Origin of the sequence: Gaetbulibacter sp. M235, from assembly GCF_043876835.1 — a bacterium.
GTDB lineage: Bacteria > Bacteroidota > Bacteroidia > Flavobacteriales > Flavobacteriaceae > Yeosuana.
Genome location: NZ_JBAWJZ010000002.1, coordinates 347,871 through 364,814, shown reverse-complemented (window position 1 = coordinate 364,814; position 16,944 = coordinate 347,871). Strand labels below are relative to the sequence as shown.

The following is a 16,944-nucleotide window of genomic DNA, read 5'->3' as shown; positions in this document are numbered from 1 at the left end:
TTTAAACTATTTAAACTTTCAAAGTTTTTTTATGAACTTTTAAGCCAACATAATAAGCCAATAGCGAAGTTGCAATTCCTAATCCTAAAAAGAATGCACCTAATCTTGGGTATGAATGAGCTGTAAAATTCAAAATATGTTTAGTACCAAACAAAGGAGGTTGGAAACCCATCACCGTTCCGTCTGGATTTGTAAATTTCATGATGGCTTTTGGATCTAAATCATGACCGTAATCATGTTCCCAAATATAAAAATCATAAATCCCAGCAGCACTTAATACGACCATTAAAATAAACCATCCTAAAAACCATTTATAGTTTCCTTTAAAAGCAATTAGCAATCCTATAAGTGAAGATATGATGATGCCTGCAGGAAATATTTTAAATTCTGGAATAGCTTCGGGTATATATTTCATGCCCACATAATGATTCATCAAATTAATATTTTTAATATCAAAAGGATTTGCGTCAACAAAATCGTTGATGTAAATATTCATTCCCAATGGAATTGGATATTGAGGTGCTTCTAATGTTATATTCCATAATGGAAAAATAAAAAGGGCTAAAGGGAATAATGCCGCAATAAGCATTATAATATTTGATTTTTTCATGAAATTAAATATTTGATTTTTAAAAGTGTTTTTTAATTAAAGGCGAGAGCGAAAACTCTCGCCTTTATAGTATTCAACTTTTTAATCTATTTGTTATTTTAAAAATCTTCTCCTAAAGACCAAGACAGTTCAATATTTGAAGAGGCAGGTGAAACTCTTACATAACCCTGCATTTCTTGATGCAAAGCAGAACAGAAATCAGTACAGTAAAATGGCCAAACTCCCACTTCTTTAGGCTCCCAAACAAAAGTTTCTGTTTGTCCAGGCATAATTAACAACTCTGAAGTATTGGCTCCAATCATTGCAATTCCGTGAGGAACATCATAATCTTGTTCTAGATTTGTTACATGGAAATAAACTTTATCTCCTACTTTAACACCTTCTATATTATCTGGAGAGAAATGACTTCTTATCATTGTCATTTGAACATGAACTTCATTTCCTTTTCTTGTAACCTTGGTATCAGCATCACTTTTTGCTGCATAAGGGTGTCTGTTCTTACCTAACTCATATAATTTTTTTGAATTTGCTCTTATTAAATCTGCAGGACAACCGGCAGCATAATGAGGTTCTCCTATTGTTGGGAAATCTAATAGCAGCTCCATTTTATCACCTGTAATATCATATAATTGGGCAGATTGTGTAACCTCAGGACCGGTAGGTAAATAGCGGTCTTTTGTAATTTTATTCATTGCCAATACATATTTTCCAAAAGGTTTTGCAGAATTTCCACCTGGAATCATTAGGTGACCAACAGAATAATAAGTTGGTTTTCTATCAATAACTTCCCAAGTTCCTAATTTCCATTTTACAACTTCAGAAGATATAAAGAATGTCGTGTAAGCATTACCTTTACCATCAAATTCAGTGTGTAATGGTCCAAGACCAGGTTGAACAACAGAACCTGCTAAAACATCTTCAAATTTCAAAATTGGAATTCCATATGCTTCGCCTGCGAATTTTTTATTTTCAATAGCGTCTAACATTTTAGTGAAAGAGTGTACTGTTAAATTAGCTGATAATTTTCCGTTTCCAACTATATATTCGCCTGTTGGATCTACATCACAACCATGAGGAGATTTTGGTGTAGGTAATAAATAAACAGCACCTGGAACATCTAAAGGATTAACTGTTAACACTTCATCCATCATGGTAGAAGTTGCTGAATGGGTTTCATCACTGTATAAATTGTGAGCATATTTTGATGGCATTTTTGTGCCTCCACCATTATTTACGTACTCTTCAATTTTCTTCCAGTTAATGGCTGCAATAAAATCTTTATCATTTTGGGACGCATTCACTTCTAAAAGAGAATTTGCTTCTTCTGTATTATATGTTGTAAAGAAGAACCAACCATGAGATTTTCCACGTCCAGGGTGAGATAAATCATAATTAAATCCTGGCATCAATAATTGGAATTTAATTGCCATTTCACCGTTGTCAGGATTGATTTTCAAAAAAGATAAGGCTCCTTTAAAGTTTCCTTTATAATCTTTTATAGACATATCCCTTTGGGGAATTGGAATAGAAAAACGGGTTCCAGCTACTACGTATTCTGTGTTTTCTGTTACAAATGAAGAACTGTGATTTCCTGCACTATTTGGAATCTCAATAATTTCTGTAGTTTCAAATGTTGTTAAATCAATTTTTGCAATTCTTGGTGTGTTATTAGCATTTATATACACATACCTTCCATCAACAACGCCATTGGTTTGTGAGATGTCTGGATGGTGAGAGTCGTCCCAAGGGATAAATCCATGAGAGGTATTTAGCATTGGTTTGGTTTCCTCGTTATATCCCCAAGCTTTTTCTGGGTCTTGAGAGAATACTGGAATTACTTTAAACAATCTTCCAGATGGTAAACCATAAACAGATAATTGCCCACTAAAACCTCCAGAAATAAAGGCGTAAAACTCATCGTATTCTCCAGGAGCTACATATACTTTCTCTGCAGCACTTGAACTTAATGCACTATTTGATTTTGAAGATTTATCATTATTGCAACTAGTAAATGCAAGAGCAATAATTAAAAACCCAACTGATATTTTAAAAATTTGTTTCATTATATTATGTATTTAGTTTTAATTTTCAGGTAATATTACTTTATCTACAACATGAACAATCCCGTTTCCAGCTGGGATACTTGCTATAATTTTGGCTCCTCCAACATAAACATCATCACCTTTAACTTCAACACTAACATTTTCATTGCTGGCTTGACCTAGGTGCTTAAATTTTTTTAAAAATTCTTTCGAATAGTTACCAGGAGTAACATGGTGTTTTAAAATAAGAGCAAGTTTTGCTTTGTTTTCTGGTTTTAATAAGTTTTCAACAGTTCCTTCCGGAAGGTTAGCAAAAGCTTCATTTGTTGGCGCAAACACCATTAAAGGACCCGCATTTACAAGAGCATTCTCTAATTCAGCGGCTTGTACTGCAGCTACCAAAGTAGTATGATCTTTTGAATTAATTGCAATTTGTAACACGTTTGGTTTTGATTCATCATCTTTAATAAAAGCTTGCCCTTGCTTTTCAGAAGTAGTATTGCTTGCTGCAACTGAAGTTTCTTTAGTATCTGAGTCTTGACTATTTTTACAACTAAAAGCGCACAAGACAACAAAAAAGGTTAATAAAATGTTTAGTTTGGTTTTCATATGTATTATTTTAAAGTTCTGAAGTATTCTAAAACTGCTCTGGCTTCTTCTTGAGTAAGATTTTGATTTGCCATAGGAGCACCATTAAATTCAGCTAATAATTCTTTAGCCAAAGGATCTTTTTGGAGCATCTCTTCAGGGTTCAAAATCATGTTCATAATCCATTCTGGTGTTCTTCTCTCCATAACTCCTGCTTGAGCTGGGCCTATAAATTTTTTGTTTGGTCTGTGACAGGCAGTACACATTTTGTTATAAACTTCTTGTCCATGTGCTACCATTGCTTGGTCAATTTCAGCATTTAACTCAAGTGAGCTAATTGGACCAATTCCTTTATTGGTTAGATCTACTTTTGCTGAAGCTGGAACCATTTCAGTTTTAACTGGAGTTTTTGCTTCTGTAGTAGTCTTTTTTTCATAAGAAAATGACTCTTTCTTTTTTTCGTCTTTCCCACCACAACTAATAAGTAAGCTGATTAATAAAAGTGAGAATAATTTTAACATTGTTTTCATGTTGATTTTTAAGTTATTTTAAATAAAAAATTGATTTAACAGCACAAAAATAAAATGTAGATAGGTTAAAAAATATGATTTAAATCATATTTAAGACAAAAATATCTTTTTTATTTTGTCACATATAATTATTAAAAATAATGATCTCAAATTCATCAAAATATGCCATTAAAGCTGTATTGTTTTTAGCAATCCATTCTAATGAAGAAAATAAAATAATGGTAAAAGATATTTCTGAACCTATAAATGTTCCACAAGCTTATATTGCTAAGCTATTGCAAGAACTTGCAAAGAGAAAATTGATATCATCTACACGTGGCCCGAAAGGAGGATTCTATTTAAGCGAAGAAGATAAAAAAAGAAATGTAATGGACATTGTTAATGTTATTGATGGAGATAAAAAAATGAATGCCTGTTTATTGAGTTTAGAGCGTTGTAATTCAAAAAATCCTTGTCCTGTTCATCATCTTGCAAACCAATCAAGAGTCGTTTTGATGGAGAACTTGAAAAGCACTACAATTAATGAATTAGCGTTAGATGTAAAAAATGGTAAGTCATCACTTCCGCTTTAATGTTTAAAGTAAAATCCACGCTAGTTTTTAGGTATAAATAATTTTAAGCAGCAAACGAATAGAACGATATAATATCAAAATAGCTTAAAAACAAAAAAACCCAGTAATTACTGGGTTTTAATTTGTGACCTCGACTGGATTCAAACCAGTAACCTTCTGAGCCGTAATCAGATGCGCTATTCAGTTGCGCCACGAGGCCATTTTTGTGGCTGCAAATATAGTATTTTTATTAAATTACTGCCAAACTATTTATTTCAATTTTGAAAAATGATTACTTTTGAGCATGACAAATAAATTATTACAGCAAAAATTTAATCAAATTCTTGATGATAACCTATTAAATGAAATTTTTCAAACAGGAATCTACAAAGAATTTAAAAAAGATGATATCATAATAGATATTAATCAGTCACTTAATTACATTCCTCTTTTATTAAGTGGTAACATTAAAATTTTAAGAGAAGATGCTAATGGAGATGAATTACTTTTATATTTTCTTGAAGCTGGAGACACATGTGCCATGTCTCTTACTTGCTGTTTAAAAACTTCAAAAAGTAATATTAGAGCTGTAGCTGAAAGCGATTCAAGTTTAATTTTAATTCCTGTAAAAAAAATTCATGATTGGTTTCATACCAATGAAAGTTGGCGGAATTTCATTTTAGATGCTTATCAGATACGTTTTAACGAAATGCTTGAAACTATAGACACATTGGCATTTATGAAAATGGATGAAAGGGTTTTTAAATATTTAATAGATAAAGTAAAAATTAATGCTTCAACAAGTTTAGATATAAAACATAATGATATTGCAGATGATTTACATACCTCAAGAGTAGTAATCTCAAGGATATTAAAGCAATTAGAAAATGAAAAGAAAATAAAATTAAGCAGAAATAAGATTGATATTTTACAATTTTAATTTTTAAACCATTAACTCCAAAATTTAATTCAAATTACATTCATGGAATATATTTTAAACCCTTGGCCTTGGTATATAACTGGCCCCTTAATAGCATTGATAATGGCAACTCTACTCTATTTTGGAAAAACATTTGCCATGTCGTCAAACCTGGCAACCATGTGTTCAATAGCTGGTGCAGGAAAATTTATAGAGTTCTTTAAATCTGATTGGAAAGATAAAAAATGGAACTTAATAGTTGTTTTAGGTGCTGTAATTGGTGGATTTATTGCTAAAAATTTCCTTTCTAATGATTTGGTTACTAATCTTAATAAAAAAACAATCCTAGAATTAAATGAATTAGGGTTTAAAAATCCTGGAAAAACCATTGTTCCAAATGAAATATTTAGTTTTGATGTATTAACCACATCACATGGTTTGCCAATTTTATTAGTTGGTGGTATATTAATTGGCTTCGGAACGCGTTATGCTGGTGGTTGTACTTCTGGACATGCTATAACAGGACTGAGTAGTCTACAAAAGCCTTCTTTAATAGCTGTAATAGGTTTTTTTGTTGGAGGATTAATCATGACAAACTTCATTTTGCCATATATTCTTTAAATTATGAAATACTTAAAATTTTTATTTGTCGGAATATTATTTGGTATTGTACTCTATAAATCTGAAGCTGTCTCTTGGTATAGAATTTATGAAATGTTCCGTTTTCAATCATTCCATATGTATGGGATAATTAGCACTGCAATTTTAACAGGAATTATATTTTTAAAATTTTCAAAGAAAAATCATTTAAAGAATTTACTTGGAATAGAAATAAATGTACCTGAAAAAGAAAAAGGATTTATTAGATATATTGTTGGTGGAATTATTTTTGGATTAGGTTGGGCTCTTATTGGTGCTTGTCCTGGACCAATGTATATTTTAGTTGGAAGTGGTGTATATACCATGTTAATCGTAATATTTGGAGCTTTATTAGGCACTTTAATTTACGGTGCACTAAAAAACAAATTACCACATTGAAATGGAAACGTTACAAATTTTTGGGTATTTAGGAGCACTAATAGTTGGGTTAGTCTTAGGACTAATTGGTGGTGGTGGGTCAATATTAACTGTCCCTTTGTTGGTATATGTGTTGGGTTATAATCCAATAATTGCAACCGCTTATTCTTTATTTGTTGTAGGCTCATCTTCTTTAGTAGGTACCATCCAAAAATTCAGAAAAGGTTATGTAGATATTAAAACAGGCTTCGCTTTTTCCTTTCCATCGTTTATAGCTGTTTATTTATCAAGAAAATATCTGGTTCATCGTTTTCCCGATATATTTTTAACTATTGGAAATTTTTCCCTAACAAAAAATGTAGCAATAATGATATTTTTTGCTTTTATCATGCTTTTAGCATCTATTTCCATGATAAGAACAAAAAGAGAAGAGAAAGAATTATTAGGTTTCAAGCAACCATATTACATGACTTTTATACAAGGTTTAATTATAGGAACCATAACAGGTATCATAGGTGCTGGTGGTGGTTTTTTATATGTGCCAGCGTTGGTTCTTTGGGCAAAATTACCCATGAAAAAAGCCGTAGGAACTTCATTAATAATTGTAACCATTAATTCATTAATTGGCTTTACTGGCGACATACAAAGTATTGAAATAGATTGGTTCTTTTTATTATCATTTTCTTCATTTACAATAATTGGAATTTTAATTGGTGTAGCTATTTCAAAATTTATAAGCGGAAAAAAACTTAAAAAAGGTTTTGGATGGTTTACATTAATTATGGCAATTTATATTATATTTAAAGAGCTTAATACCAAAATGTAATAATTGTCACATAAAAACAAAGAAGGTTTTTTATTTTTGCGCTTTTAAAAATTTTAGAATGAAAATTGAACAAATATATACCGGATGTTTAGCCCAAGGCGCTTATTATATTGAATCAAATGGTGAAGTAGCCATAATTGATCCGCTAAGAGAAACTCAACAATATGTTGATAAAGCAACCAGTGAAAATGCAAAAATAAAATACATTTTTGAAACGCATTTTCATGCTGATTTTGTATCTGGCCATGTTGATTTGGCAAAAAAGACAGGCGCTTTAATTGTGTTTGGTCCTGGTGCAGAAACCAATTATAAAGCTCACATTGCAAAAGACAACGAAATTTTCAAATTAGGGAACATCAGCATAAAAGTACTTCACACACCTGGACACACATTAGAGTCTTCAACCTATTTGTTGATTGATGAAGAAGGAAAAGATTATGCCATATTTTCTGGAGACACTTTATTTTTAGGTGATGTTGGAAGACCTGATTTGGCTATTAAATCAGACTTAACCAAAGAAGATTTAGCTGCCATGTTATATGATTCTTTACGAAACAAAATAATGCCATTAGCCGATGATGTAATTGTATATCCTGCCCATGGTGCTGGTTCTGCCTGTGGAAAAAACTTAAGCAAGGAAACTGTAGGTTTATTAGGTGAACAAAAACAAACCAATTACGCACTTAGGGCTGATATGAGCAAAGAAGAATTTGTAAAAGAAGTTTTGGAAGGCATTCCACCTCCGCCTCAATATTTTGCAAAAAACGCCATGATGAATAAATCAGGCTACGAAACTTTTGATAATGTATTAAAAAAGGGGAATATAGTTTTAAGTCCTGAAGAGTTTGAAGACATTGCAAATGAACAGCACGCTTTAGTTTTAGATGTAAGATCTCAAAGTGAATATGCAAAAGCTCACATACCAAATTCTATTTTTATTGGTTTAGAAGGCGGTTTCGCTCCTTGGGTCGGAGCTTTAATAACAGATATAAAACAACCTATTCTACTTGTTACACCAGAAAATAAAGAAAAGGAAACTGTTACACGTTTATCAAGAGTAGGTTACGATAATACTTTAGGATACTTAAAAGGTGGTTTAGATGCCTGGAAAGATGCTGGTAAAGATATTGAAACCTTAGAATCAATTCCTGCAGAAAATTTTGCTGAAAGAGCTAAAGAGCACGATTTAAATATTCTTGATGTTAGAAAAAATGGTGAATATCAATCTATGCATTTAGAAGTTAATGGAGTGAAAAATTTTCCTTTAGACTTCATTAATGAAAACATGAATCAAATAGATAAAAACAAAACGTACCACATTCATTGTGCTGGTGGTTATCGTTCGGTTATTGCTGCTTCTATATTAAAAGCCAGAGGTTTCAATAATATCATAAATATTGAAGGAGGTTTTGATCGATTAAAAATGACTAATCTCCCAATATCAAATTTTGTTTGTCCATCAACACTAAAATAAATTAAAATTTATATATCATGAAGAAAAACATGGGAAGTACAGACAAAGGAATTAGGGTTGTTATTGCTTTAGTAATAGCTGCTTTATACTACTTTAACGTTATTGAAGGCACATTGGCATATGTGTTAATGGCATTAGCACTAATTTTCTTAATAACAAGTTTTTTTAGCTTCTGCCCTCTTTATTCGCTATTGGGAATTAACACAAACAAAAAGAAATAGGCGAATAAAATTTCTTAGGCTTTAAACTATTTCAGCATTTAAACCAGCTTCAAGTAACATGGAGCAACGTGGTTTTAAATCGCTGTAAGGGCCCGTTTTTACTGTACATTTTCCATTGTAATGTACAATTAACGAACATTGTTCTGCTTGCTCTGGTGTATGGTCGCATGCATACATTAGTGTTTCTATAACATGATCAAAAGTGTTCACGTCATCATTGTATAATATAATCTCTTTTTGAGAAACTAATTTTTCATCAAGTAACGCCTCTTCTGAAGATTTTTCTCTTGTACTCATAACAGGGATTTTTTACTAATTTAAAAATTTTAGTGAAACCCAATAATTTCTTTCCAACTTTTCTTCAAACTTTAACATATGTTTTTCACATGCTTCTTGTATCATTGGAATGTCTTCTTCATAGAAACCACTTAAAAATATTATCCCATTTTTATTTAAACATGAGACATAAACGGCCATATCATTTAGCAGAATATTTCTATTAATATTAGCAATTATAATATCATACTTTTTATTGCTCAATACGTTGGCATCTCCTTCAATAACTGTAATATATTGGCAATTATTTCGTTCAACATTTTCTATACTATTAAGATAACACCAATTATCGTAATCTACTGCATCAATAGGTTTTGCTCCTTTCATTTCAGCTAAAATGGCCAAAACCCCAGTACCACAACCCATATCGAGAACCGATTTATTTTTAAAATCATTCTTTAAAATATGCTGAATCATCATGTGTGTGGTTTCATGATGCCCAGTACCAAAACTCATTTTGGGCTCTATAACAATATCGTAAACTGTATCGGGCTTTTCATGAAAAGGAGCCCTGACAGTACAAATATCATCTACAACTATTGGGTTAAAATTCTTTTCCCATTCTTCATTCCAATTAACCTGTTCAATATCTTCAAAGGTATAAGTGATTTCAAATTCATCAGAATCTAAAATTTGAATATCTTCCAAAATAGAATCTTTCCAATCCTCTTTTTGAATATAAGCCATAAGTCCATCTTCAGTTTCTACAAAACTTTCAAAGCCTGCATAACCAAGTTCGGCTATTAAAATTTCTACTCCTGGCTGCAATGGCGATACCTTAAATTGATAACCTATATAATTGATGTTTGACATTTTTTACCTTTAATTTATTTGATTAAAAAAAACACTTTATTTTGAACCTTACTTTATCATTTCACATTTGAAACAAAAACAAAACCCCGATCTTTCGGGGTAAGTTCAAAATTATAATTTTTTAATACTTAAAATGCGTTTACAATCGCAAAAAAGTCTGTTGCATTAAGTGCAGCTCCACCAATTAAACCACCATCTACATCTGGTTTCGAGAAAATTTCTTGGGCGTTGTTTGGTTTTACACTACCTCCATAAAGAATAGAGACTGAATCTGCTACTTCATTTCCGTATTTGTCTGCCAATGTTTTTCTAATAAATGCATGCATATCTTGTGCTTGCTCAGGACTTGCAGTTTCACCTGTACCAATAGCCCAAACTGGTTCGTAAGCTAAAACAATATGTTTGAATGCATCAGCATCTAAGTGAAATAAAGCATTTTTAATTTGGCTTCCTACAACATTTTCATGATTCCCTGATTTTCTGTCTTCTAAAACTTCTCCAAAACAAAAAATAACTCGCATTGAATTTGCTAAAGCAGCATCAACTTTTTTAGCTAACATCTCATCTGTTTCATTAAAATATTCACGACGCTCGCTGTGTCCCAAAATCACTGTTTGAATACCAACACTTTTTAACATACTTGCACTAATTTCTCCGGTATATGCTCCATTTACTGCAAAATGCATATTTTGTGCAATCACTTCAATATCAGTATCTTTTAATGATTCAAATGCTTTATAAAGATTGGTAAAGGTTGGTGCAACCATTACCTCGGCAGTTGATGTTTTTTCTATTTTTTTAAGTTCATAAATTAATGATTCTGTTTGAGATAAATCATTATTCATTTTCCAGTTTCCTGCTACAATTTGTTTTCTCATTATAATAAGTCTTTAATTTTTTCATCATCTGCTTCCACAGATTTATATAATTTTATGTTTCCTTGTTTATCTACAACCATATATCTTGGTATCCAATCTAAGGCTGCAAAGGTTCCAAAAGCACCTTTCCAACCAGACTGCATAAAGTAATGGTCACCTTTAATTCCGAGCTTTTCAATGCCTCTTTTCCACGCTTCTTGAGTTTTGTCTAATGACAAAAAAACGTAAGCCGTTTCTTGATATTCAAGTTGTAATTCTTTTACTTTTGGAATTCCTCCAACACAATCTTTACACCAAGAAGCCCAAATATCTATAACAATATTAAAGCCTTTATGCTTATTCAATATGTCTTTAAAAGCTACTGTTTCCCCCTCTAAATTAATAAAAGTATCATTTAAAGCTTCGTTTGAAAATACTGTTGGTTCTTGTGCTAAACATCTAAAGAAAACTAAAGATATTATGACGATAAGGGCGTGTTTTAATTTATTCATTTTATTTTAACTAATTCACTTTTTGAAAGTGCAAATTTACTCTATTTTTATTTGGAGATACCATCAAACCTCTTATTTGTTAATGTTATTTTCTTTTTTTAATTCAAGAATTTATGACACCTCTTTAAGCAAATCCAATATCCATAAGTTTTCTTTTTCTAAGTGTTTAATCTCATCAAGAGAATAATTTTTAAACTTGAAATTCTCACCAAATAAGCGTTTTCCGTTCTCTTCAACCGTCATATCAAATCCAGCTTCCTTTCTCTTTTTATCAACACTTTCCAAATCCTGAATTGGCCAAATGATGTTTATTGGGTTGGGTGATCTTGCATTCAACGTAAAACCTTGAGTTCCATAAATTTGTTTCTTCCCTTGATGCAATAAAAATCTATCTTCCATCATGGCTGCTCTAATAAGAGGTAATTCTCCCTTTTTTCCAGCTTCTTTTATTAATGGTAAATACTTTGAAATATTAAAAGAATGTTGAATCACATAAAAAGCAACTTCATTTGTGTTTTCTCCAACCAATGATTTACCAGGATAACCATATTTTTTTAAAACATTATCGATAAAAACTAGATTAGTACTATCTATTACACTTTGTTCCAAATCATGTTTATCATATGTCTCCCAATCTTTTCTATATTTTTGATCAAAAACCATAATGCTATCTAATTGTCTTTTTAAATCCAAATTTAAATTAAGGTTTGCATTTGAAAAAGATTCAAGTTTCAAATCATCAATATCATTCCAATGTACTTTTTGCATGATAGTTCCTTTATGCAACTCTAAAATACCTGGATTAGAACGCACGACTGTTTTAAGTGCTTTTTCGTCACACAAATAAAAATTGAAATTAAGATTGTAGGCTTTTTTGATTTTTTGTTTTGCTTCGTCACCTGATGCTGTTAAACCAATAACTGTATATCCTTTTTTAATGGCCTCATCAGAAAATGCTTTTAGTTTTTCAGCACCTTGTTTTTCAATGTGCTCTAAACTGTATGATACAATCATAATCAGTTTATCTTCTGACAAAAAGTGCTGGGTTAAGTCTTCATCTTCAGTTTCAATTGAAAAATCAACAATTGGCGGTTGGTAACCTTCATCAATCATTTTTGTGTCAACTGAAATAAAATCTCCTTTCACAGTTGGATAAGCTCCATCTGTTGTAATTACTTTTTCTTCACCATTAACTTTAAATTTCCAATAATACTCAACAACTGGTTTTGCAGCATCTTCTGGAATACGCATACCTTCTTGAATGTTTGCTCCTATTTTATAAGCTCTAAAATCTTTAGCTGGCAAATGCATTAACACATAATAACCAAACCAAAAACTTAGTATAAAACTCAGTAAAGCCAAAATAGTTGTTCCTAATTTATTGAAAATGGGCTTTATATGTTTAACTCCAAAAAATAAAATGAGGATGAAAAATAAGAGCACAATATCCTTAGTAAAACTTTCCCATGGTGTTAATTTTAAAGCATCTCCAAAACAACCACAATCTTTTACTTTATCGAAATACGCTGAGTAAAACGTTAAAAAAGAAAAGAAAACTATCATTAACAGTAAACTCCAGACCGTGAATTTAGGCTTATACCCTATTAGTAGAAAAACACCTAAAACCACTTCAAAGACTACCACTAAAACCGAAATCATTAAAGCATAAGGTTCTAAAAAAGGGATATTTAGAACATCTACACTGAAATATTCCTGCAATTTGTATGAAAATCCTAAAGGGTCATTAAGTTTTATTAATCCAGAAATAATAAATAAAACGCCTACAAAAATTCGAGAAAGGGCAACTAAATATTTCATTTTTTTATTATTGATTTTCCTTTGAAAAGTAACAAAATTTATTTTTCGTTTAAATGAATCAATGCAAAAACAGCATAATTAATCATGTCTTGATAATTAGCATCAATACCTTCACTTACCAAAGTTTTTCCTGCATTATTTTCAATTTGTTTAACTCGAAGTAATTTTTGAAGAATTAAATCGGTTAAAGAGCTAACTCTCATATCACGCCAAGCTTCACCATAATCATGATTTTTGTCTTCCATAAGCTTTTTAGTGATGGCGACTTTTTCATCGTATAACTCAGTAGCTTCAACTGTTGATAAATCTGGTTGTTCCGCAACACCTTTATCCAACTGAATTAAAGCCATAATACAATAATTGATAATACCTATAAACTCGCTTACTTCTCCTTCATCAACCTTTCTAACGTCATTTTGTTGCAAACCTCTAATGCGCTGTGCTTTTATAAAAATTTGATCTGTAAGTGATGGTAGTCTCAAAATGCGCCAAGCACTTCCATAATCGGTCATTTTTTTAACAAATAGGTTTTTGCAGGTATCTACAACGGCATCGTATTGTTTTGAGGTATCTTGCATTGATTACTTTGAATTTTGTGTAAATTTCGCTTAAATAGTTTAAAGTTCAAAGTTTAATGTTCATGATTATTTTTGATATTTAACTTAACTTTGAATTTTTTAATATTCATTTTGAAATCTTTTCTATGACTATAAACTGCAAAGGACAACTTATTGATTTATCATCACCAAAAGTCATGGGAATTTTAAACATTACTCCTGATTCATTTTACGATGGTGGCAAGCATAAAAATGAAAAAGAGATTTTAAAACATGTTGAAAAAATGCTGTTTGAAGGTGCTACTTTTATTGATATTGGCGCCTACAGTTCTAAACCAAAGGCTGATTTTGTGACTGAAGACGAAGAGCTTTCACGGATTTTACCAATAGTTACATCTGTTTTGAAAGAATTTCCAAATGCATTGTTGTCAATAGATACTTTTAGGAGTCAGGTAGCTAAACAATGTATTAATAATGGCGCGGCTTTGATAAATGATATCTCTGCAGGAAAATTAGACAATAACATGCTTAAAACTGTTGCAGATTTACATATACCATACATAATGATGCACATGAAAGGAACACCACAAACCATGCAACAACTTACTCAATATGATAATTTGGTTAAAGACATTTTATTTTATTTTTCTGAAAGAATTGTTGAAGCAAGACAATTAGGTATTGTGGATATTATAGTTGACCCTGGTTTTGGTTTTGCAAAAACCTTGAAGCAAAACTATGAACTATTAAATCAATTAGAACTTTTTAATATGCTTGAATTACATTTGCTTGTTGGTGTTTCAAGAAAATCGATGATATACAAGACTTTACAAAATTCTGCAAACGATGCCTTAAATGGAACCACCGTTTTAAATACCATAGCATTACAAAAAGGCGCAAATATTTTACGTGTACATGATGTGAAAGAAACTGTAGAATGCATCAAATTAGTTCAATCTTTAAAAGCTTAAAATTATTAATGAAACTCCCTTTTTACTGTTTATTACTTACTTTAATATGCTCATGTGGCAAAGAAAAAATTGTTCAATTACCAGAAATAAGTCATTCTGAAATTTCAACAATAAACGATGTTTCAGCTGCCTATTTATTTTACAACGAAAATGAACCTGATAGTATAGAACTCAACAGAAAAAACCTAATTAGCACCACAAACTGGTTGGTTAATGTTGATAAGCGCCTTACTTTAAATCAGGTAATTCCAAAAATTATTTTTCTACAGGAAAAGAAAAGAAATGCTGAAATGCACAAAAACGAAAATGCTAGAAACTATTTTACCTGTAATGATACCAGTATTAAAAATTTAGGATTTATTGATTTTACAGATGTTGTTTTCCATCAAGAAACCTCAAATGCATACATTAATAAGAAAAAGGAAAGCGTTAATCAGCTTATCAACATAAGAGTTCACACACTTGATTCTACTTATATTTCATTTATTTCAAACGATACGTCTTTTACGCATACAACAAATCAAAAAGAGCTATTAAAACATTTAAAAACTAATCTTAACAATCAGGGTGATGCTGTTATAGTGTCTGAATTTGAAAAAACACTCTCCTTTCAAGATTACATAACTTACAAATCTTTGATTTCAAAAATTGATTTTAAGAATGTAACTATAGCTAACGATGAATTTGTTTTTAATTAACCATAATTTACTAAATTTACCAAAACCCTTATACTTTGGATATTTTTAAAGACCTTTTAAAATTCTCAGTTGTCGACATCATAGATGTTATTTTAGTAGCTCTTCTGCTCTATTATATTTATAAACTGGTAAAAGGCACCGTTGCAATTAACATATTCATTGGTATTATTATTATTTATTTAGCCTGGAGACTTACCGATTTCCTAAATATGCAACTGCTAACAGGAATTTTTGGTGGTTTTATGAAGGTTGGAATTATTGCTTTGATTGTGGTATTTCAGCCAGAAATCAGGAAGTTTTTATTAATGGTTGGTTCTACAAATTTTAGCAGAAGAAGAAACTTTTTAAAGCACTTAACTTTTTTAAAAACTGAAACCGGAGATGAAACCGATGTTGACGCCATCATTTCAGCCTGCAACAAATTAGCGTCAACAAAAACGGGTGTTTTAATAGTTTTAGAACGCAATAATAATTTGGATTTTCTAATTACTACAGGTGATGAAATGAATATCAGAGTAACACAGCCAATTTTAGAAAGTATCTTTTTTAAAAACAGCCCGTTACATGATGGAGCGATTATTATAAAAAACAATATAGTAAAGGCCACACGTGTTATTCTTCCTGTTAATAATGAAAAAAATATTCCTCAACGCTTCGGGTTACGTCATAGAGCAGCTATTGGAGTTACAGAAAAAACGGATGCTTTGGCGCTTGTTGTAAGTGAAGAAACAGGGCATATTTCTTATTTTATTGATGGCGAGTTTATAGTTTTTAAAGATACGGACGAACTTACAAGACTTATCAAAAAAGATTTGATGTAATCATGCAATGTAATAATTGTAATACAACTCTATCTTCCAAGGATAATTATTGCAACAATTGTGGGGCAAAAGTTATAAGGAATAGATTAGCCCTTAAAAACTTGTTTTCTGATTTTATTGAAACCTATTTAAACTATGATAATAAATTCATTCAAACCTTTATAAATTTATTTATAAAACCAGAAGACGTTATTGGAAATTACATTACTGGTACTAGGAAAAAGTATGTCAATGTTATCAGTTATTTCACAATTGCTATTACAATTTCCGGATTATATCTGTTAATATTAAAAAAGGGTTTCCCTGAAAGCCTTGACTTTAGTGTTTTTAACACTTCAAGTCCAGGGCAAGCAGAACTCCAGAAAAGAAATATTAGTATTGTACAAGAATATCAAGCTATTTTCATGATGCTCTATGTACCTGTTTATGCAATAATTGGCAGATTAACTTTTATAGGAATAAACAAATATAATTACACCGAACTTCTTGTTGTATTTATATACATTCAAGCACAATTATCTATTACATCTGCTGTTTTGGGTATTATAGTAATTACTGTTTTTGGTGTTAGCCAAGGTGTATATAGTTTATTCGCTCTTCCTTTTATGATTTTATATTCAGCTTACTCTCTAAGACGATTATATGAATTAAATTATAAAAACATGGTATTGAGAACTTTATGGTTCTTGGTTATTTTGATTGTGTTTTTTATTGCTTTATCACTTATTATGGGAGTCATCATGTTTTTAAATGGAGACCTTCAACCATGATAAAAAAATTAAA

At 30.9% G+C, this 16,944-nt stretch carries 21 protein-coding genes and 1 tRNA gene; 11 read left to right on the top strand and 11 right to left on the bottom strand.

The genetic code is table 11. The features are described from left to right. Positions 1–10 precede the first annotated feature (10 nt). The 4 genes from V8G69_RS04385 to V8G69_RS04370 all read right to left on the bottom strand — a co-directional run bounded on the left by V8G69_RS04385 (position 11) and on the right by V8G69_RS04370 (position 3,770). Positions 11–610, bottom strand: a complete 600-nt coding sequence (locus V8G69_RS04385) for a hypothetical protein (RefSeq protein ID WP_394880591.1) — start codon at positions 608–610, stop codon at positions 11–13. Between the two features lie 98 nt (positions 611–708). Beyond that, on the bottom strand, positions 709–2,673 hold the full coding sequence (gene nosZ, locus V8G69_RS04380) for a Sec-dependent nitrous-oxide reductase (RefSeq protein ID WP_394880590.1): 1,965 nt from the start codon (positions 2,671–2,673) through the stop codon (positions 709–711). 18 nt (positions 2,674–2,691) lie between these two features. Continuing rightward, positions 2,692–3,261 carry a fasciclin domain-containing protein gene (locus V8G69_RS04375; RefSeq protein ID WP_394880589.1) on the bottom strand — a complete coding sequence of 190 codons (570 nt, stop codon included), beginning with the start codon at positions 3,259–3,261 and terminating at the stop codon, positions 2,692–2,694. A gap of 5 nt (positions 3,262–3,266) precedes the next feature. Next, positions 3,267–3,770, bottom strand: a complete 504-nt coding sequence (locus V8G69_RS04370) for a c-type cytochrome (RefSeq protein WP_394880588.1) — start codon at positions 3,768–3,770, stop codon at positions 3,267–3,269. A gap of 140 nt (positions 3,771–3,910) precedes the next feature. Between V8G69_RS04370 and V8G69_RS04365 the strand changes: the two genes are divergently transcribed. Then, positions 3,911–4,342, top strand: a complete 432-nt coding sequence (locus V8G69_RS04365; protein WP_394880587.1) for an RrF2 family transcriptional regulator — start codon at positions 3,911–3,913, stop codon at positions 4,340–4,342. A gap of 125 nt (positions 4,343–4,467) precedes the next feature. Here the strand turns inward: V8G69_RS04365 and V8G69_RS04360 are convergent. Beyond that, positions 4,468–4,541: transfer RNA gene (locus tag V8G69_RS04360), tRNA-Arg, on the bottom strand. Positions 4,542–4,625: 84 nt separating this feature from the next. Between V8G69_RS04360 and V8G69_RS04355 the strand changes: the two genes are divergently transcribed. From V8G69_RS04355 to V8G69_RS04330, 6 genes are read left to right on the top strand one after another with little or no spacing between them, the layout of a single operon-like run. Continuing rightward, complete coding sequence (locus tag V8G69_RS04355) at positions 4,626–5,261, top strand: Crp/Fnr family transcriptional regulator (protein WP_394880586.1); 636 nt, start codon at positions 4,626–4,628, stop codon at positions 5,259–5,261. A 42-nt stretch (positions 5,262–5,303) separates the two neighbouring features. Further along, positions 5,304–5,861 carry a YeeE/YedE family protein gene (locus V8G69_RS04350; RefSeq protein WP_394880585.1) on the top strand — a complete coding sequence of 186 codons (558 nt, stop codon included), beginning with the start codon at positions 5,304–5,306 and terminating at the stop codon, positions 5,859–5,861. Positions 5,862–5,864: 3 nt separating this feature from the next. Further along, positions 5,865–6,278, top strand: a complete 414-nt coding sequence (locus V8G69_RS04345) for a DUF6691 family protein (protein ID WP_394880584.1) — start codon at positions 5,865–5,867, stop codon at positions 6,276–6,278. 1 nt (position 6,279) lies between these two features. Further along, positions 6,280–7,083 (top strand): sulfite exporter TauE/SafE family protein, encoded by an 804-nt coding sequence (locus tag V8G69_RS04340; RefSeq protein WP_394880583.1) that lies wholly within the window; start codon positions 6,280–6,282, stop codon positions 7,081–7,083. Between the two features lie 58 nt (positions 7,084–7,141). Beyond that, positions 7,142–8,557 carry a rhodanese-like domain-containing protein gene (locus tag V8G69_RS04335; protein ID WP_394880582.1) on the top strand — a complete coding sequence of 472 codons (1,416 nt, stop codon included), beginning with the start codon at positions 7,142–7,144 and terminating at the stop codon, positions 8,555–8,557. Positions 8,558–8,574: 17 nt separating this feature from the next. Continuing rightward, entirely contained in the window at positions 8,575–8,778 is a 204-nt protein-coding gene (locus V8G69_RS04330; RefSeq protein WP_394880581.1) for a DUF2892 domain-containing protein, read from the top strand. A gap of 21 nt (positions 8,779–8,799) precedes the next feature. Here the strand turns inward: V8G69_RS04330 and V8G69_RS04325 are convergent, their stop codons facing one another. The 6 genes from V8G69_RS04325 to V8G69_RS04300 all read right to left on the bottom strand — a co-directional run bounded on the left by V8G69_RS04325 (position 8,800) and on the right by V8G69_RS04300 (position 13,692). Further along, entirely contained in the window at positions 8,800–9,075 is a 276-nt protein-coding gene (locus V8G69_RS04325) for an ATP-dependent Clp protease adaptor ClpS (RefSeq protein ID WP_394880580.1), read from the bottom strand. Between the two features lie 15 nt (positions 9,076–9,090). Next, positions 9,091–9,927 (bottom strand): 50S ribosomal protein L11 methyltransferase, encoded by an 837-nt coding sequence (gene prmA / locus V8G69_RS04320; RefSeq protein ID WP_394880579.1) that lies wholly within the window; start codon positions 9,925–9,927, stop codon positions 9,091–9,093. 128 nt (positions 9,928–10,055) lie between these two features. After that, complete coding sequence (gene tpiA / locus V8G69_RS04315; protein ID WP_394880578.1) at positions 10,056–10,805, bottom strand: triose-phosphate isomerase; 750 nt, start codon at positions 10,803–10,805, stop codon at positions 10,056–10,058. Further along, complete coding sequence (locus V8G69_RS04310) at positions 10,805–11,296, bottom strand: TlpA family protein disulfide reductase (RefSeq protein WP_394880577.1); 492 nt, start codon at positions 11,294–11,296, stop codon at positions 10,805–10,807. Before V8G69_RS04310 ends, tpiA begins: the two co-directional genes overlap by 1 nt. A 111-nt stretch (positions 11,297–11,407) precedes the next feature. After that, entirely contained in the window at positions 11,408–13,114 is a 1,707-nt protein-coding gene (locus tag V8G69_RS04305; protein ID WP_394880576.1) for a BT_3928 family protein, read from the bottom strand. A gap of 38 nt (positions 13,115–13,152) precedes the next feature. Beyond that, on the bottom strand, positions 13,153–13,692 hold the full coding sequence (locus tag V8G69_RS04300; protein ID WP_394880575.1) for a DUF1599 domain-containing protein: 540 nt from the start codon (positions 13,690–13,692) through the stop codon (positions 13,153–13,155). Positions 13,693–13,817: 125 nt separating this feature from the next. Between V8G69_RS04300 and folP the strand changes: the two genes are divergently transcribed. Genes folP through V8G69_RS04280 form a run of 4 tightly spaced genes read left to right on the top strand, consistent with a single transcriptional unit; the run spans position 13,818 to position 16,931 of the window. Further along, positions 13,818–14,642 (top strand): dihydropteroate synthase, encoded by an 825-nt coding sequence (gene folP / locus V8G69_RS04295; RefSeq protein ID WP_394880574.1) that lies wholly within the window; start codon positions 13,818–13,820, stop codon positions 14,640–14,642. 8 nt (positions 14,643–14,650) lie between these two features. After that, the gene (locus V8G69_RS04290; RefSeq protein WP_394880573.1) at positions 14,651–15,340 is read left to right on the top strand and encodes a hypothetical protein; all 690 of its coding nucleotides are present in this window, start codon (positions 14,651–14,653) and stop codon (positions 15,338–15,340) included. Positions 15,341–15,375: 35 nt separating this feature from the next. Continuing rightward, a complete protein-coding gene (locus tag V8G69_RS04285; protein ID WP_394880572.1) occupies positions 15,376–16,161 on the top strand; it encodes a diadenylate cyclase in 786 nt (261 codons plus the stop codon). A 2-nt stretch (positions 16,162–16,163) separates the two neighbouring features. After that, a complete protein-coding gene (locus tag V8G69_RS04280) occupies positions 16,164–16,931 on the top strand; it encodes a DUF3667 domain-containing protein (RefSeq protein ID WP_394880571.1) in 768 nt (255 codons plus the stop codon). Positions 16,932–16,944 lie beyond the last annotated feature (13 nt).